Raw genomic sequence first — 23642 nt, forward strand, 5'->3', positions numbered from 1 at the left:
GCGAGATGAAGTCGAACAGCGCCGTGGTGTCGAACTCCGCCCCGATGCCCACCGCGTGCGCCTCCGGCAGCACATAGGACACCAGCATGGTGGTGCCGTTCTGCTGCCGTTTGCCCAAGGTCACCGCGAACTCGACATCGGGATGGCGGCTCAGCGCGTCATCGATCTCGCCGAGTTCGACGCGGAAACCACGGACCTTCACCTGGAAATCGGAACGTCCCAGGACCTCGATGCCGCCCGCGTTCAGTCGGCGGGCCAGGTCGCCGGTGCGGTACATACGCGATCCCGGATTGCCGGCCTCGCCGCCGAACGGGTTGGCCACGAAGCGCTCCGCAGTGAGACCCCGCCGGTTCAGGTAACCCTGCGCCAGCGCGGGACCGGACAGGTACAGCTCGCCGATCACTCCGGCCGGGGCCGGGCGCAACCGGGAGTCCAGCACGAACAGGCCGAATCCGGGTATCGCGCTGCCGATGGTGATGGTCTCTCCGGCAACGAGCGGCGCACTGCTGGTCGCGATGACCGTGGCCTCGGTGGGGCCGTAGCCGTTGATCATCGCGCGGCCGTCCCCGCTCCACCGGCTGACCAGGTGCGGGCCGAACCGGTCGCCGATGACCATCACGACGCGCAGGTCCGGGAGACCCGCCGGATCGACCGATTCCAGCGCTCCCGGTGTGATCAGCATGTGCGTGATGCGTTCGTGCCGTAGCAGATCGGCGAGTTCGAATCCGCCGAACACGGTCGGCGGCGCGATCACGAGGGTGGACCCGGTGGCGAAGGCGAGCAGCAGTTCCAGCACGGATACGTCGAAGTTCGGCGAGCAGATGTGCATCACCCGCGACCCTTCGGTGACGTCGTAGCGCTCCCGTTCGGACGCCACCATCGCGCCCAATCCGGAGTGGGTGACCACGACCCCCTTGGGCCGACCGGTCGAACCCGAGGTGAAGATGACGTAGGCGGGATGCTGCTCGGTGAGCGGTCGCACCCGATCGGCATACGACACCGGGTGCGCAGGCCGCTGGGCGATCCGCTCCTGGTCCCGGGGGCTGTCGAGTTCGATCCACGGGATGGACGCGCCGAACGCTTCGCGGTACGCGGAGGTGGTCAGGCCCAGCGCGGCTCCGGAATCGGACACCATGTAGGCGATCCGGTCCGGCGGGTAGGTGGGATCGATCGGCACGTAGGCGGCGCCCGTTTTGGCGATGGCCCACACCGACAGCACCGACTCGACGGAGCGGCGAATGCCGATGGCCACCACGTCGCCGGGTCCCAATCCCCGGTCGATCAACTCCCGTGCCAGCCGCGAGGAGGATTCGTCGAGCTCTCGATAGGTCAGCTGCGTGGCATCGGCGGGATCACCTGTCGGACTGAACCGGATCGCCACCGTGTCGGCGGCGGACTCGACCGCAGCCGTGAGCAGTTGCCCGAAGAGCAGACCGCCGGAACGGCGACGGCGGTTTCCACGCGCAGAACGGCGGTCCATCTTCATTTCCCGTGCTTTCTTCTTCAGGTGGTGTCGGCATTCGCGGCCGTACACCAACGATCCAACCCACAACCTCGCTACGTGCTCGCGATGGTGTCGCAGACAGTCCGTGCGTTCTCTCGCGAGAAGCCTCGGACTGTCTGGCCCCGTCGGGACAGTACACAGCCGGCAACCCGCTCACGGCACGGCATACTGCGGCGCCGGCGAATTATGCTGTGTCTCACACCGTTCACTGGTCAAGTGTGCCAATGCGGCACCGGCCCGGACGACGATTCGGGCCGACCTGTTTCGGTGGCTCGCGCAACACCGCCGCCGCCGAGTCGCCTCTCGCCTGGCCGAATGGTGCGCCCAAACAGGCCATTTCCGATATCGGCGGCGTGTTCACGAGTCGCGATCCGGTCGGGGCGCCGGCGATCCTTCAGCTTGCGTCTACACCGTGTGCCGTCCACGCCGTTATGGGAGTGCGCGGCCGGGCCGCCGCCCGAACTGTCGACGTATCCGGTGCGCAGTATGCGCAGCGCTCGGGCGGCCGATCCGGTCGAGGGCGACCCTGTTTCCGCGATTGTCGCCTTCCGCTCGATCGGCGCGGCGTGCGCGGTCGACAGGGGTGCGAGGAGGGTGGTCGTCACAAGGACCGCCCGCGGTGATCGCCTTCATGGGGACGAGTATTCGGCGAAGTCCTCCGTGCCGCACGACCCTATTCATCGGGGCGCGCCGCTGTCGAGCGGCATCAGTGCGCGGTCGGCGTGATCACCGGCAGCCCCTCGGGCGCCTCGACTACCGCGGCGGTGACCACCTGCTCCACCTCGGCGGGTGTAAGCGTCCGGCGCTGGTGCGCTGACCTCCCCGAGCGCAGGCCCGACATGATGTATGAGGGGTGTCCGGCCGGCCCGGGTTGTCGGCGATGGACGCCTTCGTGCCGAACATATGTTTGCGACCACGCCCACGAGGCATTACGCCAGCGGACAAGCTCGACAAGGAGGTTCAGATGTCGGCTGGAATATGGGCAATCATCGTCGTCATCGCCATTGTCGTCGTCGCCGCCGCTGTCGCGCTCCTGGTGTGGCCGATGCTGCGCAGGCAGCGGCTACGCCGCAGGTTCGGCCCGGAGTACGACCGGACGGTTCGGGAACACGAGGACCGCAAGACCGCCGAGCGGGAACTCGCCGAACGCGAGCGCAGGCACGCACAACTGCGGTTGCGTGAGCTGTCGGACGACGAGAAGCGGGTCTATTCCACCCGCTGGCTAGAGGTACAGGAGCGATTCATCGACGATCCCGCCGGGGCGTTGACCGAAGCCGACCGCCTCGTCACCACGATCATGTCCGAGCGCGGCTACCCCACGGAGAACTATGAGCAGCAGGTAGCTGATCTTTCCGTGGAGCACGCCGAGCCGCTGGGCCACTATCGCGCCGCACACGATATCGCGACCCGCCCCGCCGGGACGGCGGTGTCCACCGAGGACCGGCGCACGGCCATCGTGCACTACCGGGAAGTGTTCCAGGAACTCATCGGCGTGGGCGGCGAGGGCGAGAAGGGCGTGGAAGCATGAGTACCGAATCCGAGCACCGACCCTACAGTGATGGAGCGGACCAGAATTCGGCGGCAGCAGGACAAGGCGGGGCCGAGCCGCGCTACGCCGGGACCGGGGAGGCCGATCGCGGGCAGCAAGCCGGGCCGGTCGGAGAACCCGCAGCGACACAGCGCGATCCCGGAGAGGTCGCGGCCTCCGGCGGGATCGACGACGCCGAGCGCGCGCAGACCACCGGTGCGGCGCCCGAGTCGAGCACGCCCGTCGCCCACGGATCGGAGCCGGTCTCCGACGCCTCCGCGCGACAGGAGGAGATCGGTGTCCCGGGGACTGCCGAGCAACCCGCCGCGCCGAACGCGCCGACGGCCGGCGCCGCGGCCGCTCAGCCCGCACCGTTGCTGCCCGAAGCCGACCTCGATCGCCTGCGCACCAAGTGGCGGGAAGTTCAGGTCACCTTCGTCGACGATCCCAGGGATGCGGTCGCTCGTGCCGACGAACTGCTCGGCGCTACCATTCACCAGTTGACCACCAGCTACGACCAGCGCAAACGTGAACTGGATGAGCGGCTCGGGGACACGTCCGACACCGAGGGACTGCGGCAGACTCTGCGTGGGTACCGGGCGTTGTTCGACCAGCTGCTCTCGATCGGCGGCTGAGGGGGCGGGACGGTCGACCGGGCGACGGACACCATGCCGGCTTTCGCCCGGCGTTCGGTCCGGACCCGCATTTCTTCCAGCTCGCCCGCGACATGGTGATGGCGTACCCGGTGCTCGCGAGGTCGCGGTGCCGAGATACTTGCATGCGGCCATGTGCTGAACGGTAGCGGGTGGAGTTGAAATAGCCGTGAGCCAAACTATTTCATGGCCTGAGCACGGCGGATAAATTTTGCGTGCGATCGCTTTCCGGTGGCTCGCGTGCAAGTGGGGATGTGCGTCGAGCGGTCAGTCGCGTGTCGCAGTCGACGCGGTGTATCCGACTGTTGCGCATCTGGTCTGTGGCTCGAGTGTGGCGAAGGGATCGGCGCGCGGCCGGCGCTGTGCGCCACTTCCACCCGCCCGATGGTCATGGGCGGGTTCGCGTGTGAAAGGAGTCGGATGTGTCGGTCGGGCGGGTAAGGGGAGGGTGGCGCTGCGCTGTCGCGGTGGTGCTGGTGTCGTTGGTGGCCGCCGGGTGCGGCGGTGGATCGCCGAGCGGAGACGGCTCGGGTGAGCCCCGCTCCGGCGGAACCCTGAACATCGGGTTGTCCAGCGACAACAACGGCGTCGATGCGGCGGTGGTCAACCAGACCTGGCGGACCGTGGCCCGCGCGCTGTCGGACTCGCTGGTGTTCTACAACCCCGACTCCAAAGAGCTCGAACCGTGGCTGGCGACCAAGTGGGATGTCACCGATGCCCGCATCTACCGGTTCCAGCTGCGTCAGGACGTGACGTTCCACGACGGCACCAAAATGACCGGCGAGGTGGTGAAGCAGAACTTCGAGAGCCTGAATCGACCGGGTATCCACTCCAGCGCCAAGACCATCGTCGAGGGCATCAGCAAGATCACGGTGCCGTCCGAGTACGAGGTGACCGTCGAGTTCGAGAAGCCGAACGCGGCGTTCCTGACCAGTCTGTCGCGGGCGCACGCGGGCATCGTCTCGGCGAAGACGGCCGCGCTGCCGGTGGCGGAGCGACAGAAGTGGGTCGATGGCTCCGGGCCGTTCTACCTCGACAAGTTCGTGCCCAACCAGCAGATCGTGCTCAAGAAACGGCCCGAATACAACTGGGCGCCCGCCTACTTCAAGCGGACGGGTCCGGCGCGCTTGGACGAGGTGGTCTACAAGGTCATCCCCGAGGACTCGGTGCGCAACGGCGCGGTCGCCGGCGGTGACGAGCTTCAGTTCATCTACTGGGTCAATGGCAAGTACGTCGATCAGCTGAAGGCGGCCGGCCTGACCATCTCCAAGACGCTCAATCCCGCGACCGGGACCGAGTTGCCGGTGAACTCCTCCTCGAAGTTCCTCAAGGATGTGCGGGTCCGCCAGGCGCTGCAGGTGGGCCTCGATCGCGACGAGTTCGTCAAGATCGTATCCAACGGATACGACAAGGCCGCCAAAGGCCCTCTGAGCGAGTCGAATCCGTACTTCACCGACGTGAGCCGGTACCTGACCTACGACCACGCGAAAGCTGTCGCCCTGCTCGAAGACGCGGGCTGGAAGACGATCGGAGCCGACGGGATCCGGGTCAATGCCGCGGGCGAGCGGCTCAGCCTGCGCGCGCCGCAGGACACCGCGGCCTGGCAGGTGCTGCAGAGTCAGTGGCGCAAGATCGGTGTCGAGCTGGTGCTCGATCCGCCGCTGGCCGCGGAGGCGAACAAGAAGCTGCTCTCCGGTGAGTACGACATCGCCTACTGGTACCACTCGACGCCGGACCCCGATGTCCTGCGCGCCAACTACGGCAAGGCCACCGGCTCCAACCGGTCCTTCCTGCCCGACGGCACTGAAGTGGACCAGCTGCTGCAAGAACAGAACACCGTCCTGGACAAGGCGGCCCGCCAGAAGATCGTCGACCGCGCCTCCGAACTGCTGGTGCGGGACGCGTACATGATCCCGGTGGTCAACGACGTCGACGTCTGGGCCTACCAGCCCAGCGTGCACGGTCTGCAGGCGGTCGGCCTGGATCAGTACCTGTACAACACCTGGCTCGAACGGTAGGTCACACATGTCCAGGGTGCGATACGCCCTGCGGCGGCTGGCCTACGCCGTCGTGGTGGTCTGGGGCGCGTTCACCGGTGCGTTCTTCCTGCTCTACATCGTTCCGGGCGATGCGGCGGGCGGCCTCACCATGGGCGCCGGCGGTGGTGACATCGAGAAGATGCTGGCCGAGCAGCGCGAGTTGCTCGGCCTGAACCGGCCGCTGTATGTGCAGTATTTCGACGCGCTGTTCGGCGCGCTGCGCGGCGACTTCGGTGCCAGCATCTACCAGCGTCGGCCGGCCACCGAGATCTTCTTCGAGTCCTTCGGCCGGACACTGGAGCTGGCCTTTCTCGGGTTGCTGCTCGCGGTGGTCCTCGGGGTCACGTTCTCGGTGGTCATCGAGCTGATCAACTGGAGGTGGGCGCGGGAGCTGCTGATCTCGCTGCCCCCGGTGGCGGTGTCGCTGCCGCCGTTCATCGTGGCCCTGATCGCGGTGCAGATCTTCGCGTTCCAGCTGCACTGGATCAAGGCGTTCGGCGACAAGAGCACCCTGGGGCTGCTGGTCGCGGCGTTGTCGATCGCGATCGCCGGTGGCGGGCAGATCTCGCAACTGCTGACCGTGAATCTGCGTGCGGCGCTGACCTCGCCGTACATCGAGACCGCCCGCAACTGGGGGCTGAGCCGGTTCGATCTGGTGGTCCGGCACGCACTACGCGCGTCGGCGCTGCCGGTGGTGACCGCGCTGGGCACCACGGTCGGTGTGATGGTGGGCGGAACCGTGCTCACCGAGACGGTGTTCTCCCGGCTCGGGGTCGGCCGGCTCATAGTGGACGCGGTGAACGGCCGGGACATGCCGATCGTGCTGATCGCGGTCACCGCGAGCGCGCTGATCTTCGTCACGGTGAACCTCGTCGTCGACCTGATCTATCCGGTCATCGACAAGCGAATCCGATTGGACGCCTGATGAGTATCGTCGAGGTTCGCCCGGCCGCCACGAAGCCCGTGCCCGCCGCCGTTACCCCGACCGGTGGGTGGCGTAGCCGAGTCGCGGACACGGCACGGTGGTCGCGGCACATCGCCTCCCAGCCGAGCCTGCTGCTGGCCTATGTGTGGGTGGTGGTGATGCTCGTGGCGGCCGTCGCCCCGCGAGTGTTCACCTCCCGGGACCCGCTGGCCCAGGACGCCGACGCCCTGTTGCTGGCGCCGAGCGCGACCCATCTGTTCGGCACCGACGATCTCGGGCGCGACCAGTTCACCCGCCTCGTGCACGGCACCTCGCTGTCGGTGCAGGCCGCGGTGGTCGCGGTGCTCATCGGGCTGGTGAGCGGCGCGCTGATCGGATTGATCGCGGGATCGGTGGGCGGCTGGGTCGACAGCGTCCTGATGCGCATCATGGACATCATGCTCGCGGTGCCGAGCCTGATCGTGTCCCTGGCCATCATTTCGGCACTGGGACACGGCGTGGTCAACATCGCGGTGGCGATCGGCATCAACAGCACGGCGGGATTCGCCCGGCTCATGCGCTCGGAGGTCTTGAAGGTCTCGGCCGCCAAGTACGTCGAAGCCTCGGTGTTCGCCGGGCACGGCTATGCCTACCGATTGCTCCGGCACGTCGTGCCCAACTCGTCACGCTCGGTGCTCGCCGCGGCGACCATGGAGATCGGCTCGGCCATCCTCACCGTGGCGGCGCTGAGTTTCCTCGGCCTCGGCGCGCCGCCGCCCACGCCCGAATGGGGCCTGCTGGTCGCCCAGGGGCGCACCTTCATCGCTACCCAGTGGTGGCTCAGCCTGCTGCCCGGGCTCGTCATCACCGTCTCGGTCGTCGCGGTCTACCGGATCGGCCGTTCCCTGAACCGCGGGAGGACCAGTGTCGTCGCTTGAGTCGACTGTCCCCGAATCCGCTGCGCTGTTGAGCCTGGACAAGGTCAGCGTCGATTTCGATGTGCCAGGACGGGCACCAGCCCGTGTGGTGGACGAGGTGAGCCTGAGTCTGCGCGCGGGCCGGGTGCTGGCTCTCGTCGGTGAGTCCGGTTCCGGCAAGTCCACGCTCGCGCGCACCGTCACCGGGACGCTGGCCGAGAACGGCCGGGTCGCGGGCGGGCGGGTACTTTTCGGCGGCAGGCAGCTCAACGGCCTCCCGGAGAAGCGATATCGGGCGATTCGCGGCCGGGAGATCGGCTATATCCCGCAGGACGCGCTGCTCGGCTTGAACCCGTTGCTGCCGGTCGGTCTCCAGGCCGGTGAGCCGTTGCGCGCGCACGGCCTGGCGAACAAGGCCGAGCGTCGCGAGCGGGTCGTCGACCTGTTCGGCAAGGTCGGTCTGCGCAACCCGGAGAAGGTCTTCCACGCCTACCCGCACGAGCTGTCCGGCGGCATGTGCCAGCGGGTGCTCATCGCCGCCGCGATGTCCACCGGCCCCGGGCTGCTGGTGGCCGACGAGCCGACCACCGCGCTCGATGTGACGGTGCAAAAGCGGATTCTGGATCTGCTGAGCCACCTCGTCGCCGAGGACGGGCTGTCGGTCCTGCTCATCACGCACGACCTGGGCGTGGCCGCCGAACGCGCCGACGAGATCGCGGTGCTGAAGGACGGGCAGCTGGTTCGGTCCGGGCGCGCGGCGGAGGTGATCGCCGATCCTGGGGATCCGTACACCACAGCCCTCCTACGGTCGTCCTCGCTGGGCTTCGACGGCGCTGCCGCGGCGGCGAAGCGCCAGGAGAGCGCGGGCACCGGCACGAATGACGCACCGATCGTGGTGCGCGCCGACCACGTGCGCAAGACCTTCGGCGGGCGGCGGGGCCGGGAGCCGGTGACCGCGGTCGCCGACGCCTCGTTCGAGGTGCGTCGCGGCACCACGCTCGGCGTCGTCGGCGAATCCGGTTCCGGCAAAACCACTCTGGTGCGGTTGCTCGCCGGGCTGGCCACGCCCGATTCCGGGACGATCGAGGTCGCGGGGGAGCCGGTGGTGCACCACCGGCGCGGCGTCGGGCAGGCGGCTCTCTACCGCAAGGTCCAGATGGTCTACCAGGACCCGTTCGCCTCGCTGAATCCGCGCGCTACTGTCCGCGCGCTCATCGAGGAACCGTTGCGCGGCCACCGGATCGGTGACCGGGAGTCGCGCGGGCGCCGGGTCGCCGAGCTGCTGGAGGTCACCGGCCTGCCCGCGGATGTGGCCGGTCGTTACACCGCCGAACTGTCCGGTGGCCAGCGTCAGCGGGTGGCCATCGCCCGTGCCCTGGCGCCCGACCCGGAACTGGTGATCCTCGACGAGCCGGTTTCCGCGCTCGATGTCACCGTCCAGCGCCAGATCCTCGACCTGCTCGTGTCGCTGCAGCGCGAGTTCGCGCTCACCTATGTGTTCATCTCGCACGATCTGGGCGTGATCGCCGAGATGTCCGACGAGATCCTCGTGCTGCACCACGGCGACATCGTCGAGCGCGGCACCGCGGCAGGCATTCTCACCGCTCCCCGGACGGATTACGTCAAGGAACTGCTCGCGTCGATTCCCGGCGCGGGCGCCGCGACCGTCGCCGTCTGACCATCGAAAGGAATCTCCGTGGGGTCTCCCGCGAAACGTCAACTGCATCTGGGCTATATGTATTGGCTCAACGGCACCCACTGGGGTGGCTGGCGCTTGCCCGAGGCCCCGACCGCGAACGCGTTCGAACTCGACTACGTCGCCAAGGCCGCCAAGCTCGTCGAGGACGCCAAGTTCGACTTCTTCTTCCTCGGTGACACCCTCCCCGGCGACATCTACCAGGAGCACTGGGGCACTACCCACAACGCGGGCCGGCTCGAGCCGTTCACGCTGGCCTCGCAGCTGGCGCTGACAACCTCCCGCATCGGTCTGGTCGTCACCGCGCACCCCACCTACTACGAGCCCTACATCCTGGCCCGGCTCACGGCGTCGCTCGACCACCTCTCCAAGGGCAGGCTGTCGTGGAATGTGGTGCTGGGCGCCTCGGATCTGGCGGCCCGCAACTTCAGCCTGCCCGATCTGGGCGGTGAGCGCCGCTACGCGCGCGCCGACGAGTTCATCCGAGTCATCCGGCAGCTCTGGGACAGCATCGAGGACGGTGCGTACCTGCAGGACAAGAACAGCGGGCACTACCTCGACCCGTCGAAGATCCATCGCCTCGAGCACAAGGGCGAGTTCTTCCAGGTGGCAGGCACTCTGCCATTGGCCCGGCCACCGCAGGGCCAGATCCCGCTGCTCTATGCCGGGGCGTCGGAACAGTCGCGGGAACTGACCGCGCGGCACTGCGAACTCAATTTCACCGGGCCCGGCACCATCGAGGAGTCCATCGAGTTCAACGCCGACATCCGCAGCCGTGCTCGGCGTATCCACGGCCGCGACGTTCCGATCTTCTTCCTGCCCGGCATCTCGCCCGTCATCGGGGACACTCGCGCGGACGCCGTGGAGATCTTCGAGCGGCTCAACGCCGGGCTCGTGCTCGACGACGATCCGGTCGACGGTGACCAAGCCGAGGATTTCTGGAGCAGCGACGCGTGGACGGCGATCCAGCAGTCCCGCTTCCCGCTGCCGCGTGGGGTGCGCAGCCTGCGGGCGTTGTCGGAGCGGGTCGGAGTCGATCTGCGTGCCGGTGGCCTGGACGCGATCGTCACCACGGACACCGCCGCCGCGTTCAACGATTACGGCAGGCGCCTGCTGGACGCGGTCGCCGCCCGGACCGACCGGACCGTCGACCGAGGCCAGGTGCGCGCGAGCGACCTGCTGCGCAACGCCATCGGCGGCGGCTTCCCCCAGGTCATCGGGACCGCGCAGGACGTGGCCGATCGGCTCATCGAGTGGTTCGACCGGGGCGCCGCCGAGGGGTTCAACATCAATTCGCCGTACCTGTGGGACCAGCTGGAACGGTTCACCGGCGAGGTGGTGCCGATCCTGCAGGACAAGGGCGTCTTCCGCACCGAGTACACCGCCGCGACCTTCCGCGGGCACTTCGGCCTGCCGGTGCCGCCCAACCAGTTCACCGACAATTCCCAGCGTACGAAGGATGTTCGATGAGTGAAACAAAACCCGGGACGGGCGTGGCCGACTACGGCACCGGAACGGACACCGGCGCGTGGCGACCCGCCGCCGGCGCCGGTCGAGATCTGACGGCCGGGGCACCGGTGATCCCGGCCGGCTACCGCCCGCTCGGCCGGTCGGGTCTGGTCTTGTCGGAGCTGGGGATCGGGGCGAGTACGTTCGGTCGCTCCGGTATGCGGGCGGTGGACCCCGACCGGGTCCGTGCGATCGTGGACCGGGCGTTGGATCTGGGCATCACCTATTTCGATCTGGCCGAGGGCTACGGCGACCGCACCGGCCTGAGCGAGGAACTGTTCGCGCGGGCCGTGGGCACGCGGCGCGAAAGTGTGGTCATCGGTACGAAATTCGGTCGCTCACTGCTGGCCGACCGGGGTCCGTCGTACGCGCTGACCGGCTCCCGGAAATACATCGTCGCCTCGGTGGAGGACTCGCTGCGGCGGTTGGGCACCGACTATATCGATCTGTACCAGATCCATTTCCCCGACGCCCACACCCCGATCGAGGAGACGCTGGCGGCGCTGGACACTCTCGTCCGCTCCGGCAAGGTCCGCTACATCGGTGCGTCGAACTTCAAGGCATGGCAGATCGCCGACGCCGAACACGTCGCCGCGCAGCACGGATACACCCGATTCGTCTCGACCACCGACGAGTACAACCTCACCTGGCGCAAGCCAGAGGAGGAACTGGTCCCAGCCCTGCGGCACTACGGTCTCGGGTTCATCCCGTACTTCCCGCTGCAGAACGGTCTGCTCACCGGCAAGTACCGCTCGGGCGCTGCGCCGGAGGGCGCCAAGATCACCAACCTCAAGCGCTATCTGCTGGCCACCGCGCCCTGGGACGCGCTCGAGCGGTTCGGCAAGTTCGCCGCCGACCGCGGGGTGACGCCATCCGCGCTGGCGCTGGGGTGGTTGCTCGCCCAGCCGACGGTGACCAGTGTCATCGCCGGTGTCACGGTGCCCGAGCAGCTCGACGAAAATCTGACCGCGACGCGCTGGGTGCCGACCCCGGAGGAGGAACGGGAACTGCGGGACCTGTTCACCGGAGATCTTTCCGGCGGGCCGGGGGTTGTGGACAAGGGCTGATCGAAGGAGCGGGCCGGTCGTGGTGGCGACGCGAACCGGCCCGACTCACCGCAGCCCCCACGAGCGCGTCGTCCGGATGAGGTGCCCAGAGCTCCCGGAGCGCGGCCTTGTCGGCAAGGTAGCCCTCGCCCAGGTTGTCCACGCCCGGCGAGCTGTGCGTGCCGGGAACGTGGCCACTGGTGGTGTCGTCGGTGGACCCGTAGGCGGCCGCGGCGCGCGTCTAGCAGATGCGCCTTGCGGACGTGCGCGAGAACAAGTTCGCGTTCCTCAGTCGAGACAGAACTCGTTGCCCTCGATGTCGTGCATCACGATGCACGACTCGTTGTAGCCATCGGCGGACAGCAGTCGCACACGTACCGCGCCCAGGGCGATCAGTCGTGCGCACTCGGCTTCGAGTGCGGCGAGGCGCTTTTCACCCACGAGACCGCTACCGACCCGCACGTCGAGATGCACCCGATTCTTGACGACCTTGCCCTCAGGAACGCGCTGGAAGTACAGTCGCGGGCCGACTCCCGACGGATCGACGCAGGCGAACGACGAACCCTGACGCTGCGGCGGCTGTGAGCGATCGAAATCGTCCCACGTAGTGAACCCCTCCGGTGGCGGCGGTACGACGTAGCCCAACACCTCGCACCAGAAACGAGCGAGGCGATCGGGTTCTGCGCAGTCGAAGGTGATCTGGATCTGCTTGACCGGTGCCATCGGTCCACCCTAAGGGCGCGTGCCGGTCACCGAGTCCCGGACAGGGCCCTGAGTTTATAGGTTGACGGGCCACTTACAGCCCGTCAGCCAGTAGACCCGGCAATCCGTGGGGCCCGACTCGTGAGTCAAGGCATCCGAATCCGCCCCTCGGTTCACCCTCCACCGGCGGCCCGAACCCGATAATGCAGGCGACTCCGGACATCCGTGTAGCCGACTTCGGGAGTCGACAACACACAGGATCGGGAACGCACCACGAATCTACGTTCGCGACGGCTTCCATACCGGATATACCGGCTCAGGGGAATCTCGCAACCCAGGCACACTCCTGATCGAGGTGTCTACCTCGGATGGACAGTGGTGGTCGGCACCAAGTCGCCAGCGGTAATCGGTGATACGCAGACTGGGCTCCTTGGTCCGGGGCCCGCGGAAGTGATGACTCCGAGGGCTCATTAGAGTTCTCGCATGGGGCGGCGTGCGAAGCGAATCATCCAGTGACAGAGCTCGGTTCGCTGGCTCAGCTGCCGGATGCGCGTTTCTGCGGGCGGCTGCGGCAGGTGGCGAGGATCGCCGGACCGGTGGTGCTCACCTCGGCCACCGCCGTCGTACTCGGCTTGACCGACACCGCTCTGCTCGGTCACTATTCCACCGAGGCGCTCGGCGTCGCCGCCCTGGTGGTGCCGGTGTGGATCTTCTGCACCGCGCTCGTCGTGCCGTGGGGATCGGCGACGCAAGTCCTCGTCGCCCGCTGGCACGGCGCGGGGGACACGGGCTCGATCCGGGAGTTGGCTACAGCTGGGCTGAGCGCCGCCCTCGCGGTGGGGGTGGTGTGTGCTCTCGCCGCGGCGGGGCTGGCACCGGTGATCGTCGCCTACACCGCACCAGCGGGGCTGGATCGCGCCGAGGCGACACTCATGTTGTGGATCCTGTTGTGCGGCTTGCCGCTCACCGCGGTCACCGCCCACCTGCGCGGCTTGCTCGCCGGAACCGGCGACACGCTGTCCGGCGCCCGGATCGCGGTGGTGGTAGCCGTGTTGAACTCGGCGTTGTCGGCGGCGCTGATCTTCGGTGCGGGTTTGGGGCCGGTGGGGTCCGCGATCGGATCGACTCTCGCCATCGCGGCTGGTGCCGCCGGGTTGTGGGCCCGTGCAGCAGCGAATTATGGGAGATCCGCGGTACGGAGTGAACGCGGAGTGCTCCGAGCCTGGACCGCGCTCGCCGTCCCGGATGTCGTTTTCGGGGTGGTCAGCTACGGTTGCGACGCGGCAATCGCGGCCGTCGCGGCGAGTACCGGAACGGTGAACCTGGCCGCGCATCGAGTGACCAGCCTCGCGATCTCGCTGGTGTGGATGCTCATCTTCGGAACAGGCGTAGCGATCGCGATACTCGCCGGCCAGCGTCTCGGCGCCGCCGACGATGAGGGCCGACGGGCATTCGTACGGGCCGGAACGGTGCTGATGCTGACCACCTCCTGCGTGACAGCGCTGCTGATCGCGGGGCTGTCCCCGATGTTCTTCGGGCTTCTCACCGCCGATCCCGCAGTGACAGCGGCCGCGGTGTCGGTGGCGTGGACCGTGCCGGTGCTGGCACCGGTCATGGCGATCGGCACCGTCTACGCCGCACAGTTGCGCGCCGCCGGTGACACGAAAGGCGTCATGTACGCCTCGCTGTTTTCCGTCTCATGCGTCACGCTGCCCGCCGTCTGGCTATTCACCATCGTGTGCCGGTGGGGACTACCCGGCCTCTACTACGGGATCCTGGCAGGCTGGATCGCCCGCACCACCGCCACCTACCTCCGCCACATCAGCAGACCCACGAACCAATGAGCACACGATCGCAATCGTCTACACACCTTCGTGCAGTCGGCTTCGAAGCTCGACAAATGTAAGGAGAGTCAGACCACCCGGCGACGCGGCCGGAACAACGAACAATTGCGAGATACCATCGCCCGGAGAACATTTCCGCAAGCCGGAACTTGAAGGTCGCCGTGTATGCGCCAAGGTCAACCTGTCGGAGGTTCGCAAGGCACTCCGCCATGCGAATCGGCTACGGGCGGGTCTGCATCTGCGACAGGCCGGCCTCCGCCCGCGCCCGCAGAACTACCGGCGGCCGGAACCCGAATTCGGCCGCCAGGCCGGCCTCTCGCGGCCACCCCTGCCGCAGCAGGGTGAGCTCCCGCCGCCGCGATTCATCAAGCCGTCTCGCCAGCGCGTGGGCCGCTTGCCATCAAATCTGTCAAGGTGTCCAGGCCTGGCAGTTCGAGTCCGCCGCCGGAGCGGGTGGCGCGGCCGAGCAGCTGTTGCAGGCAGGTGTTGAGCGGGGCCGCGACGTGGTGCAATCGCGCGAGGAGCGCGATTTCGCCATTGAGGTAGTCCACTTCGTTCGTGGGTGCTGCCCGCGCGAAGCTCTGCCAGGTCGACTGCCGGCCGGGTACGACGCCGGCCTGCGTGCTGAAACTGCGCTGCACCGAGCTGGGAAGCAAATCGGACGGTTCATGATGCGCGATCCCGGCCGCCGCCAGCACGCCCCGCGCCTCCGCCACCAGCGCGGCGCCTACCGCCTCCTTGGTGAGGCGGTCGCCGGCCAGCACCTCGAGTCCGTTCTTGACGCTGTGGAGTATCTTCGCTGCCTTGTAGGCGCCGATGTCCGGTACGGTCTCGGTCCAGAAACCGGCGGCTCGCAGATCCTCGGTGAGAGCGTGCAGCGCCCGTTCCCCGGCCGCACCCGCGCTGGTGGCCAGTCCGGCGAGCACACTGCCCACATACGGGTGCCCACCGACTCGGACCTCGCCGAGCCGAACATAGCTAGCCGAGATCAGGACGGTGGCGCCGATGACCGTAGCGAACCACCTGGCCGCGGCGCGCTCGGCGTCGAGACCGTTCTGCGGGGTGACGATCGGAATGTGATCCGCGGCGACGCCCACTACCGTGCCCTGCCGATCGCGCACGTCTCGCCAGGCGAGTTCTTGCGCGATATCGCGCGTATCCTGCGTCTTCGACGCGAGCACGAGTATATCGCCGACGGCCAGGCCGAGATCGTCGCTGATCGCCGCGACCGGCAGCGATACCGTCCGTGTGCCCGATGCCGTCCGGTAGGCCACCGGATTGCGGGCGAAGTAACGCAACGTCTCGCCGCGGGCGATGACGCGCACGTCGTGCCCACGGCCACTCAACTCGACGGCAAGGCTCACCCCCACCGCCCCGGCTCCCACGATGACATATCGCATCAGCGATGGTCCTTTCCGGCGAGTTCGATCGACGCGGCCGACCGGCGGCCCGGAATCGCGTCCAGTAGACGTCGCGTGTAGTCGCTGACCGGATCGTGGAATACCGCCGCCACCGAGCCGGATTCGACCACCCGCCCCTTCTCGAACACCGAAACCGTGTGCGCGATCTGCCCGACGACTGCCAAGTCGTGCGAGACGAACAGATACGTCAGCCCCAGCCGCTGTTGCAGTTCGGTGAGCAGACCCAGAATCTGCTCCTGGACCGACACGTCGAGCGCCGACACCGGCTCGTCGAGCAGCACCACCTCGGGTTCGAGAGCGAGGGCTCGCGCGATGGCCACGCGCTGGCGTTGCCCACCCGACAGTTCCGCCGGGCGCCGATCGAGAAAGGTCCGCGGCAGCGCGACCTGGTCGAGCAGCTCCTGCGCCCGCGCGCGGCGACTGGCCCGGTTGCCGAGCCCGAACGACACCAGTGGCTCGGTGACGCTCTCGCGAACGGTGAAGCGCGGATCGAGCGAGGAGAACGGGTTCTGTTGCACCAGTTGGAATCTGCGCCGCAGTGGACGCAGCCGGCGCCAGGTCAGGTGCGTGATCTCGGTGCCGTCGAAACGGACGGTTCCTGCGGTGGGCCGGGTCAGGCCCATGGCGATCCGCAAGGTGGTGGTCTTTCCGGAGCCGGATTCGCCGACCAGCGCATGCGTCCGGCCCGGCGCCACTCGCACTGAGACGTCGTCGAGGGCGACGAATCGGTCCCCCCTCGCCATGCCGCGGCCCACCGACCGGAATACCTTCGTGATCGACTCGAGTTCGATGATCGGTTCGTCCACATCGACCTGGTCGGGGGGCACGACGAAGCGCGGATCGATACCACCGCCGCGGCTGAGGGCGGGCGCGGCGGCGATCAGCCGACGGATGTAGGTGTTCTCGGAGTCGACCAGTATGTCGGTGGGGGAGCCTTCGTCGACGATCCGGCCGTGTCGCATCACCACCACGCGGTCGGCGCGATCGGCGGCCACGGCCAGATCGTGGGTGATGATCACCAGCGCGGTCCGGGTCTCGCGCACCAACGATTCGAGGTGGTCGAGAATGCGCGCCTGCACCGTCACATCGAGGGCGCTGGTCGGCTCGTCGGCGATGATCAGATCCGGGTGGCCGGCCAGCGCGATGGCGATCAGCACCCGTTGGCGTTGTCCACCGGACAGCTCGTGCGGATAGCGCCGCACCCGTCCCTCGGGATCGTCGAGCCCCGACTTGCGCAGGACGTCGAGGACCTCCACGTCCACCTGCGGGCCGCGGACTCCGCGCAATCGCACCGCCTCCGCCACCTGCCGGCCGATACGCTGCGTGGGATTCAGAGCGACCATCGGGTCCTGCGGGATCAGACCGATCGTCGAGCCACGCAGCGACCGAATAGTTTTCGCACCGGCGGTAGCGATGTCGATTCCGGCGACCCGAATGGAGCCACCGGTGATCCGACCAGACGGGGGCAGCAACCCGAGCACGGCCTGCGCGGTGGTGGTCTTGCCGGAGCCGGATTCGCCGACCAGCGCGACGATTTCGCCGCGTCGCACGTGGAGGGTGAGGTCGCGGACCGCGGGCACCGCCGCGCCGCCGCCGAGGTAATCCACATCGAGACCGTCGATCTCGACCAGAGAGTCGTGTGTCATCGCCGCAACTCCTGGACCGATTTGGCGACATGATTGAGCGACAACACCGTCGAGGCGACCACGAGACCGGGCAGCAGTGACACCCATGGCGCTGTCATCAGATAGTTGCGGCCGTTGGCGACCAGGGTTCCCCATTCGGCTTGCGGAGGTGCCGCGCCGAAACCGAGAAAGCTCAGCGCCGCTACCGCGATGATCGCCGTGCCGAAGTCGAGTACCGCCAGCACCATGACCGGGCCCCAGGAATTCGGCAGAATGTGCCGCAGCAGCACTCGCGTCCACGAGGCGCCGCCGGCGCGGGCGGCCTCGACGTAGGGCAAGGTCTTCACGCGCAGCACCTCCGAGCGGGTGGTCCGCGCGAAGCCCGGGACGATCGCGACGCCGACGGCGATGGCCACGGGTACGGTGCCGAAGCCGAGTGCGGTCACGATCGGCAGCGCCAGCAGCAGTCCGGGAATCGCCAGCAGCACGTCCACCCCGCGCATGATCACCGAATCCGTGATACCGCTGAAGAACCCGGACAGCACACCGAAGGCCAGCCCCACGACGATGGCCATACCGACGGCGATCAGCGCTGCCTGGATGGTGAGGGTGGAGCCGTACAGTGTGCGCGCCCACAGGTCGCGCCCCACGTCGTCGGTGCCGAAGAGGTGTGTGCCGCTCGGTGCCTGCAGCCGCTCTCGCGGGGAGGTGGCGTAGGGATCGTAGGAGGTGAAGACCGAAGGCGCGAAAGCGGCGACGATCACGAAGGCGATCGATGCGCACGCCAGCACGAACAACGGCCTGCGGCCCAGTCGTGTGGCGTGCGAGCCCAGTCGCGCCCACCGACCGGACCCGGCCGGTAGCTCGGCGGTGGTCGTGGTGATTTCGGCACGCTTGGTCAGCGTCTGCACCATGTCAGTTCACCTCGGCTCTCGACGTATACGTGATGCGTGGGTCCAGCAGCGGATAGATCAGGTCGACGATCAGATTGACGACGACGAATCCGGTGGCCGCGATCACCACGATCGCCAGTACCACCGGAACGTCCTTGGCCAGCACCGCTTCCTGCGCGAGCTTGCCGATTCCGTTGCGGTTGAACACGGTTTCGACCACGATCGCGCTGGTCACCGTGACGCCGACCAGCAGCCCCAGAATCGTCAGCCCGGGCAGCGCGGCATTGCGAAAGGCGTGCCGCAGCTGGACCGCACCGCGTGACAGCCCTTTCGCCTGCGCGGTGACGATGTACGGCTCGCGCAGTGTCTCCTCGAAACTTCGCGTCAGCACCTGCGCCAGCTGCGCCGCCGCCGGCAGCGCCATCGTGATCACCGGCAGTATCAGATGCTGCCAGCCTCCGCTGCCCATCGAGGGCAACCATCCGAGCTGGAAGGCGAAGTATTGGATCAGCAGCAGCCCCACCACAAAGGATGGAACGGCCACGCCGACGGCGGGCAACCGGTTCAGCAGCAGCTGTAGTGGCCGGTTTCGCACGAAGGCCGCCAGATACGCCGAACCGGTGCCCAGCAGCACGGCCAGTATCCCGGCCAGGGCGCTGAGGGTCAGCGTGCCGCCGAGCCGATCGCCGATCAGCTCGGTGACCGCGACCTGCTTGGTGATCGACGTGCCGAAATCGCCGTGCAGCGCACCGAACAGCCGGCTGAAATACTGCTCGAGTACGGGGCGGTCCAGCCCGTACTTCGCCTCCACCGCGGTCAGCTGTTGCGGCGTCAGCGCGTCCGTTTCGATGCCCGCCGCGCCGAGCTGAAGCGCGACCGGGTCGCTCGGTAGCAGATACAGCACGATGAACGCCACCGTGAACGCCGCCCACAGCACCACGATCGCCTGCGCGACACGCCCCGCGAGATATCGGATCATGGCCTCAACCGTTCCTTCCCAGAGCCTTCTGTTCCGCCGACTCGGTCAGGGCAGGATCCAGGTGTCGTTCAAGGCGAGGAAGCTCTCCGAGGTGAACCGGAACCCATTGACCTGATTCCGGATTCCGGCGTATTGCAGCCGTTCGAACAGCGGAAATACCACGCCGTCGTCGATGAGCAGCTGCTGTAGTTCGCCGTAGGCTTGCGCACTCTGCGCCTTGTCGGTGGCCTGCACCGCGCGGGTGAACAACTGCTGCACCCGGGCTGCCGTGCTCGGCGACTGCGCGTTGCGGGCCAGCGCCTTCGAGTTGGCCAGCTGTTCGACCAGGATGAATTGCAGCGCGCCCGGATCTGCCCGGGTGAAGTAGTTCTCGGTGAGATCGTAGCGGCCGCCGGTGATGGCAGCCGGGCGCTCGGCGGCGGTGACCACGTCGATGCGCAACTCGATTCCCGCCTTGCGCAGCTGATCCTGAAACAGTTCGGTCCCGGCGCCGGGCGTGGTCGTCAGCAACGACAGCGTCAATCGCTTGCCGTCTTTGCTGCGATATTGCTCACCGGGTGCGATCCGCCAGCCCGCCGCGTCGAGGATGCGTCCGGCTTCGTTCGGGTCATAGGCCAGTTTGGCGGCCTGCGACACGAAGTACGGCGTGGTGCTGTTGAATGCTCCACTGACGACGGGGTAGTCGGCCCCATAGACCGTTGCCGCGTAGGTCTTGACATCGATGGCCCGGTACAGCGCCTTGCGCACCTGGTCATCTGCCAGCGGATGGCCGTCGGAAACATTGGGAAACAGCGCGAAGGACACTCCGGGCAGCGGCCGCGATCGCAGGTAGCCGCCCGATCGTTCGATGAGTCGTTGGTCCTCGACGGTGAACGGGTTGCGCGGCCAGGCGATGTCGATCTGACCGCTGACCAGGTTGCCGGTACGCACGCTGTCCTCGGCCACGTAGCTCACCTGCACTTTGTCCAGGTACGCCTCGCCGGTGTTGTGGTTCAGTTTCGATCCCCACCGATACCCGGCGCGCCGGGACAAGGACACACTCTGTCCCGGCGTGTATTTGTCCAGCACGAACAACCCGGACCCGGCAATGTCGCCTTGGCAGCGCTCCTGCGGCGTCTTCCGGAACGAGGCAGGCGAAAGCAGTGCCAGGGTGGTGGTCGAGGTGGCCTGCAAGAAGGACGAATTGGGCTGGGTGAAATGGAACTTCACGGTCTTCGGATCGATGACCTCGGTCGACTCCAGACCCACGATATAGCTGGCACCGTAGGCGCTGCCCCCGGTCTGGCGGACCAGATCGGTGAAGGCGTCGAAGTTCGTCTTCACCGCCGCGGCGTCCAGCGGCGCTCCGTCGGCGAACGTCACCCCGTCGCGCAGCGTGAACGTGTAGTCGCGACCGTCCGGGCCGACCTGCCAACCCGTGGCCAGCCACGGGACGATTTCACCGGTCTCGGGGTCCTGGTCGGTCAGCGAGTCGGCGAAATTGCGGATCAACGAGCGATGCTCGATCCAGTAGACCTGGAACGGGTCGATGCACGCGAATGCCGGGTTGTCGGGCCAGAAGGCGATGTCTAGGACACCGCCGCGCACCGGGTCCCGTCCGGCGCCGGACGGGCCGCTGGCCTTGTCACCGGCGCCGCAAGCGGCCGTGAGCAGAGCCAGCACTACGGCGAACACGGCGGCCGCGGTGCGTCTACCGGATCTGCCGCCGGTGTGGGCATGGGCGTTCTTCGACATCGTCGGGTGATTCCTCATCATGTAGCCGGGCTCGGGCCCAGCGTGGTGAACGGGTGGGGGCGGATTACTCGCCCGGCCGCAGTACTGCCCGCCCTGCGGCCAGCACCGCGGCGTCCTCCTGCGGCGGATGAACACGCACACCCAGCACATCGCGCAGGTGGCGTTCGAGGGGGTTGTGCCGGGTCAAAGCCGCGTTGCCGAGGGCCGCGACGGCTGTTTCGACCGCCGCGACGGCCGACCGGGCGATCAGCACCTTCACCGGGGACAGTCGAGTCGCGACACCGGGTTCACCGGTTGCCAAGCGCAGCAGCGTGCCGTAGAGCAGCGTTTCGGCCTGGATGATCTGCGTCTCGATCTCGCCCGCCACGGATTGGATGCGTTCGGTGTCGGCGATCGGGCGACCCAGCGCGGTCGGCACTCTGGTCCGCGCGTAGTCGGCGAAGGCGGTGCGAGCCGCGCGGGCCACACCCACATAGAGCGCCACGTGTCCGAACGACCCGGGCCCGGCGGCCATCGCCGGATCGCGGTAGACGCCGTCCTCCTGCGGGATCTCCAGGAAATTGCGCGACGGCACGACGACACCCGTATAGCTGACGTCGTGCGTGTTCGACGCTCGCAGCCCGAGATGGTCCCAGGTCTCGTGCCAGGCGATGCCGTCGGAGTCGGCGGGAACGATGAAATGCCCTACCCGCGGCGGTGTCTCATCGGTCACCGCCCACACGAGATGGTAGGTCAGCGCCGTTCCTCCGGTGGCGAATGTCTTGCGACCGTCGAGAATCCATCCGGTCTCCGAGCGTCGGGCGGTGGTAGCGGGCAGCCCGCCGCGAGCCGGTGCGCCGAGTTCGGGTTCGGCGCGGATCGTGTTCACCAGTGCCGGACCGCGCGCCGACCGGCGCAGGAGGTCGTCGTACACCTCCTCCGGCCAGCCGCCGGCGACAGCCTGGATCCGGTGTACCGCGAGATTGTTGGCGGCTATCAGTGCCACCGACGGATCACCTTCGCCGAGGGCCACCAGGATCCGCACTACCTCGACGGGATCCAGATCTGGTCCGCCGTAGCGCGCGGACACCGTGGCGGTGAGATATCCACCGCGATGGGCTACTGCCAGGCCCGCCGCCGGAATCTCCCCGCTGCGGTCGTATGCGGTTGCGGTAGCCGCGATTTCCGCCGTCAGCGCGGCCAAGGCGTCGGCCGAGGTATCGGGGACCGTCAGTGCGATGGGTCCGGTTTGCGCGGTGGTCACGACCGTCCCGCCGAGGCCAGCGCACCCGGATGCTCGGCCTGCAAGGTGCCGCGCCGGCCGGTGGCCGCCCGGTGCGCGAGTTCCTGACGCACCAGGGGCAGCACGTACCGACCGTAATCGATGACGTCGTTCAGGGTGTCGTACCCGCGGATGGATACCAGGTCGGCGCCGAGGTCGATGTAGTCCACGATCGCCGCTGCCACCGTCTCCGGGCTGCCCACCAGTGCCGTCGACGCGCCCGCGGCGTTGGTGACCGCTGCGGTACGCGTCCAGAGAGCGCGGTCGTAGACGTCTTTGCGCCCGGCGAATTCGAGCAGGCGCCGAGAACCCACATTCTCGGGCACCGCGCCCGAGAATCGCTTGCGCAGCTCGCCGGTCTGGAAGGTGTGCGCGATGCGTTCCACATAGTCGTGGGCCTTGGCCCACGCGAGCTCGTCGGTGCGGTCGATGATCGGACGGAAGGTGACCCAGATGCGCGGCCGGTCGGTGCGCCCGGCTGCCGCGGCGATCGAGTGCACCCGCTCGATCTGACCTTTGATGTCGGCCAGCGGCTCGCCCCAGAAGCTGAAGATGTCGGCCTTCCGTCCGCCGATGGTGAACGCCGCATCGGAGGAGCCGCCGATCGAGACCGGGATGGGCGACGCGTATGGGGCGAACCCCGGCCCGAAGTCGTCGAAGCGATAGTGTGCGCCGTGGTGGGAGAACGCCTCGGTCCTCGTCCACGATTGCCGCAGGATATCGATGTATTCATCGGTGCGGGCGTACCGCTGGTCCTTCGACAGGTAGTCGCCTTGGCGCGCCTGTTCTGCGTCATTACCCCCCGAGATCAGGTGCACCACCGCGCGTCCCTCGGTGAGCTGGTCGAGCGTCGCCAGCTGCTGTGCGGCGACGGTCGGGAACACCGTGTTCGGACGCAAGGCCACAATGGGCTTCAGCCGATCGCTGAGCTGCCCCACAGCCGAGGCGAGCACGAAGGAATCGGCGCTGGTGGACGCGTAGGGGAGCAGGGTGAGGTCGAAACCTCCGTCCTCGAGTGCGCGGACATAGCGGCGCAAGAAGGCCAGATCGATACCCCGGGTCGGTACCGGGTGCAGTTCGGTGGCGGGATTCAGGTGCGTCAGGCTGATGAATTCCACAGTCGATGCGGCACTCGCAGGTATCGGCACCGGGTCCCCGGCTGGATCGGCGGTCATTGATCGTCCCTTCCCGGTCGGTGTCTGGCGCACGTTTTGCGGCCGAATCGAAAGTCGCTGTAGGTCGATGGTGGAATGCCATGGTAGGGACCGTCGGATCGCCGAAACCAGTGTTTAGATCGCCGATTTCGATTGGGATCGCCGATCGGAACCGATAGCGAAACCACGCGCCGCAGTGTTCCATCGGAAACCGAGAATGCTACGGCGACACC

Annotated in this window: 19 protein-coding genes; 9 read left to right on the plus strand and 10 right to left on the minus strand. The window is 67.6% G+C overall.

Annotated elements, in window-relative coordinates; genetic code table 11:
* Both ACT89H_RS05300 and ACT89H_RS05305 read right to left on the minus strand, forming a co-directional pair.
* Positions 1 to 1486 (minus strand): non-ribosomal peptide synthetase (locus ACT89H_RS05300; protein ID WP_445107366.1); only part of this gene is annotated, 1486 nt, incomplete at its 3' end.
* Between the two features lie 724 nt (positions 1487 to 2210).
* On the minus strand, positions 2211 to 2345 hold the full coding sequence (locus ACT89H_RS05305) for a hypothetical protein (RefSeq protein WP_445107367.1): 135 nt from the start codon (positions 2343 to 2345) through the stop codon (positions 2211 to 2213).
* 123 nt (positions 2346 to 2468) lie between these two features.
* On the opposite strand from ACT89H_RS05305, the gene ACT89H_RS05310 reads away from it, so the two are divergent.
* The 8 genes from ACT89H_RS05310 to ACT89H_RS05345 all read left to right on the plus strand — a co-directional run bounded on the left by ACT89H_RS05310 (position 2469) and on the right by ACT89H_RS05345 (position 11817).
* Positions 2469 to 3032: a hypothetical protein gene (locus ACT89H_RS05310; protein ID WP_445107368.1), complete on the plus strand. Its 564-nt coding sequence runs from the start codon at positions 2469 to 2471 to the stop codon at positions 3030 to 3032.
* A complete protein-coding gene (locus ACT89H_RS05315) occupies positions 3029 to 3667 on the plus strand; it encodes a hypothetical protein (RefSeq protein WP_445107369.1) in 639 nt (212 codons plus the stop codon). Before ACT89H_RS05310 ends, ACT89H_RS05315 begins: the two co-directional genes overlap by 4 nt.
* A gap of 440 nt (positions 3668 to 4107) precedes the next feature.
* Positions 4108 to 5703, plus strand: coding sequence for an ABC transporter substrate-binding protein (locus tag ACT89H_RS05320; protein WP_445107370.1), 1596 nt, complete (start codon positions 4108 to 4110; stop codon positions 5701 to 5703).
* A 7-nt stretch (positions 5704 to 5710) separates the two neighbouring features.
* A complete protein-coding gene (locus ACT89H_RS05325) occupies positions 5711 to 6649 on the plus strand; it encodes an ABC transporter permease (RefSeq protein WP_445107371.1) in 939 nt (312 codons plus the stop codon).
* A complete protein-coding gene (locus ACT89H_RS05330) occupies positions 6649 to 7566 on the plus strand; it encodes an ABC transporter permease (RefSeq protein ID WP_445107372.1) in 918 nt (305 codons plus the stop codon). The genes ACT89H_RS05325 and ACT89H_RS05330 overlap by 1 nt, the downstream gene beginning before the upstream one ends.
* Positions 7553 to 9223, plus strand: coding sequence for a dipeptide ABC transporter ATP-binding protein (locus ACT89H_RS05335; RefSeq protein ID WP_445107373.1), 1671 nt, complete (start codon positions 7553 to 7555; stop codon positions 9221 to 9223). The genes ACT89H_RS05330 and ACT89H_RS05335 overlap by 14 nt, the downstream gene beginning before the upstream one ends.
* 18 nt (positions 9224 to 9241) lie before the next feature.
* Entirely contained in the window at positions 9242 to 10711 is a 1470-nt protein-coding gene (locus tag ACT89H_RS05340; RefSeq protein ID WP_445107374.1) for an NtaA/DmoA family FMN-dependent monooxygenase, read from the plus strand.
* Entirely contained in the window at positions 10708 to 11817 is a 1110-nt protein-coding gene (locus ACT89H_RS05345; RefSeq protein WP_445107375.1) for an aldo/keto reductase, read from the plus strand. The genes ACT89H_RS05340 and ACT89H_RS05345 overlap by 4 nt, the downstream gene beginning before the upstream one ends.
* Before the next feature lie 267 nt (positions 11818 to 12084).
* Here ACT89H_RS05345 and ACT89H_RS05350 read toward each other — a convergent pair whose 3' ends face one another.
* Positions 12085 to 12519: a VOC family protein gene (locus tag ACT89H_RS05350; protein WP_445107376.1), complete on the minus strand. Its 435-nt coding sequence runs from the start codon at positions 12517 to 12519 to the stop codon at positions 12085 to 12087.
* A 491-nt stretch (positions 12520 to 13010) separates the two neighbouring features.
* Between ACT89H_RS05350 and ACT89H_RS05355 the strand changes: the two genes are divergently transcribed.
* Positions 13011 to 14342 carry an MATE family efflux transporter gene (locus tag ACT89H_RS05355; protein ID WP_445107377.1) on the plus strand — a complete coding sequence of 444 codons (1332 nt, stop codon included), beginning with the start codon at positions 13011 to 13013 and terminating at the stop codon, positions 14340 to 14342.
* Between the two features lie 365 nt (positions 14343 to 14707).
* Here the strand turns inward: ACT89H_RS05355 and ACT89H_RS05360 are convergent, their stop codons facing one another.
* The 7 genes from ACT89H_RS05360 to ACT89H_RS05390 all read right to left on the minus strand — a co-directional run bounded on the left by ACT89H_RS05360 (position 14708) and on the right by ACT89H_RS05390 (position 23430).
* On the minus strand, positions 14708 to 15742 hold the full coding sequence (locus tag ACT89H_RS05360; RefSeq protein WP_445107378.1) for a ketopantoate reductase family protein: 1035 nt from the start codon (positions 15740 to 15742) through the stop codon (positions 14708 to 14710).
* Positions 15742 to 17409: a dipeptide ABC transporter ATP-binding protein gene (locus ACT89H_RS05365; RefSeq protein WP_445107379.1), complete on the minus strand. Its 1668-nt coding sequence runs from the start codon at positions 17407 to 17409 to the stop codon at positions 15742 to 15744. The genes ACT89H_RS05360 and ACT89H_RS05365 overlap by 1 nt, the downstream gene beginning before the upstream one ends.
* Positions 17406 to 18302 (minus strand): ABC transporter permease, encoded by an 897-nt coding sequence (locus ACT89H_RS05370; RefSeq protein WP_445107380.1) that lies wholly within the window; start codon positions 18300 to 18302, stop codon positions 17406 to 17408. The genes ACT89H_RS05365 and ACT89H_RS05370 overlap by 4 nt, the downstream gene beginning before the upstream one ends.
* Before the next feature lies 1 nt (position 18303).
* The gene (locus ACT89H_RS05375; RefSeq protein WP_445107381.1) at positions 18304 to 19260 is read right to left on the minus strand and encodes an ABC transporter permease; all 957 of its coding nucleotides are present in this window, start codon (positions 19258 to 19260) and stop codon (positions 18304 to 18306) included.
* 45 nt (positions 19261 to 19305) lie between these two features.
* A complete protein-coding gene (locus tag ACT89H_RS05380) occupies positions 19306 to 20994 on the minus strand; it encodes an ABC transporter substrate-binding protein (RefSeq protein ID WP_445107382.1) in 1689 nt (562 codons plus the stop codon).
* A gap of 64 nt (positions 20995 to 21058) precedes the next feature.
* Entirely contained in the window at positions 21059 to 22237 is a 1179-nt protein-coding gene (locus tag ACT89H_RS05385; RefSeq protein ID WP_445107383.1) for an acyl-CoA dehydrogenase family protein, read from the minus strand.
* Positions 22234 to 23430 (minus strand): LLM class flavin-dependent oxidoreductase, encoded by a 1197-nt coding sequence (locus tag ACT89H_RS05390; RefSeq protein ID WP_445107384.1) that lies wholly within the window; start codon positions 23428 to 23430, stop codon positions 22234 to 22236. Before ACT89H_RS05390 ends, ACT89H_RS05385 begins: the two co-directional genes overlap by 4 nt.
* Positions 23431 to 23642 lie beyond the last annotated feature (212 nt).

This window comes from Nocardia aegles, assembly GCF_052545135.1.

Bases quoted from the DNA above. Each gene is read 5' to 3' on its own strand.
- ACT89H_RS05315 (WP_445107369.1), top strand. From the start codon at position 3,029: ATGAGTACCGAATCCGAGCACCGACCCTACAGTGATGGAGCGGACCAG.
- ACT89H_RS05380 (WP_445107382.1), bottom strand. From the start codon at position 20,994: ATGTCGAAGAACGCCCATGCCCACACCGGCGGCAGATCCGGTAGACGC.
- ACT89H_RS05370 (WP_445107380.1), bottom strand. From the start codon at position 18,302: ATGGTGCAGACGCTGACCAAGCGTGCCGAAATCACCACGACCACCGCC.
- ACT89H_RS05360 (WP_445107378.1), bottom strand. From the start codon at position 15,742: ATGCGATATGTCATCGTGGGAGCCGGGGCGGTGGGGGTGAGCCTTGCC.
- ACT89H_RS05345 (WP_445107375.1), top strand. From the start codon at position 10,708: ATGAGTGAAACAAAACCCGGGACGGGCGTGGCCGACTACGGCACCGGA.
- ACT89H_RS05305 (WP_445107367.1), bottom strand. From the start codon at position 2,345: ATGTCGGGCCTGCGCTCGGGGAGGTCAGCGCACCAGCGCCGGACGCTT.
- ACT89H_RS05310 (WP_445107368.1), top strand. From the start codon at position 2,469: ATGTCGGCTGGAATATGGGCAATCATCGTCGTCATCGCCATTGTCGTC.
- ACT89H_RS05375 (WP_445107381.1), bottom strand. From the start codon at position 19,260: ATGATCCGATATCTCGCGGGGCGTGTCGCGCAGGCGATCGTGGTGCTG.
- ACT89H_RS05365 (WP_445107379.1), bottom strand. From the start codon at position 17,409: ATGACACACGACTCTCTGGTCGAGATCGACGGTCTCGATGTGGATTAC.
- ACT89H_RS05390 (WP_445107384.1), bottom strand. From the start codon at position 23,430: ATGACCGCCGATCCAGCCGGGGACCCGGTGCCGATACCTGCGAGTGCC.
- ACT89H_RS05330 (WP_445107372.1), top strand. From the start codon at position 6,649: ATGAGTATCGTCGAGGTTCGCCCGGCCGCCACGAAGCCCGTGCCCGCC.
- ACT89H_RS05350 (WP_445107376.1), bottom strand. From the start codon at position 12,519: ATGGCACCGGTCAAGCAGATCCAGATCACCTTCGACTGCGCAGAACCC.
- ACT89H_RS05325 (WP_445107371.1), top strand. From the start codon at position 5,711: ATGTCCAGGGTGCGATACGCCCTGCGGCGGCTGGCCTACGCCGTCGTG.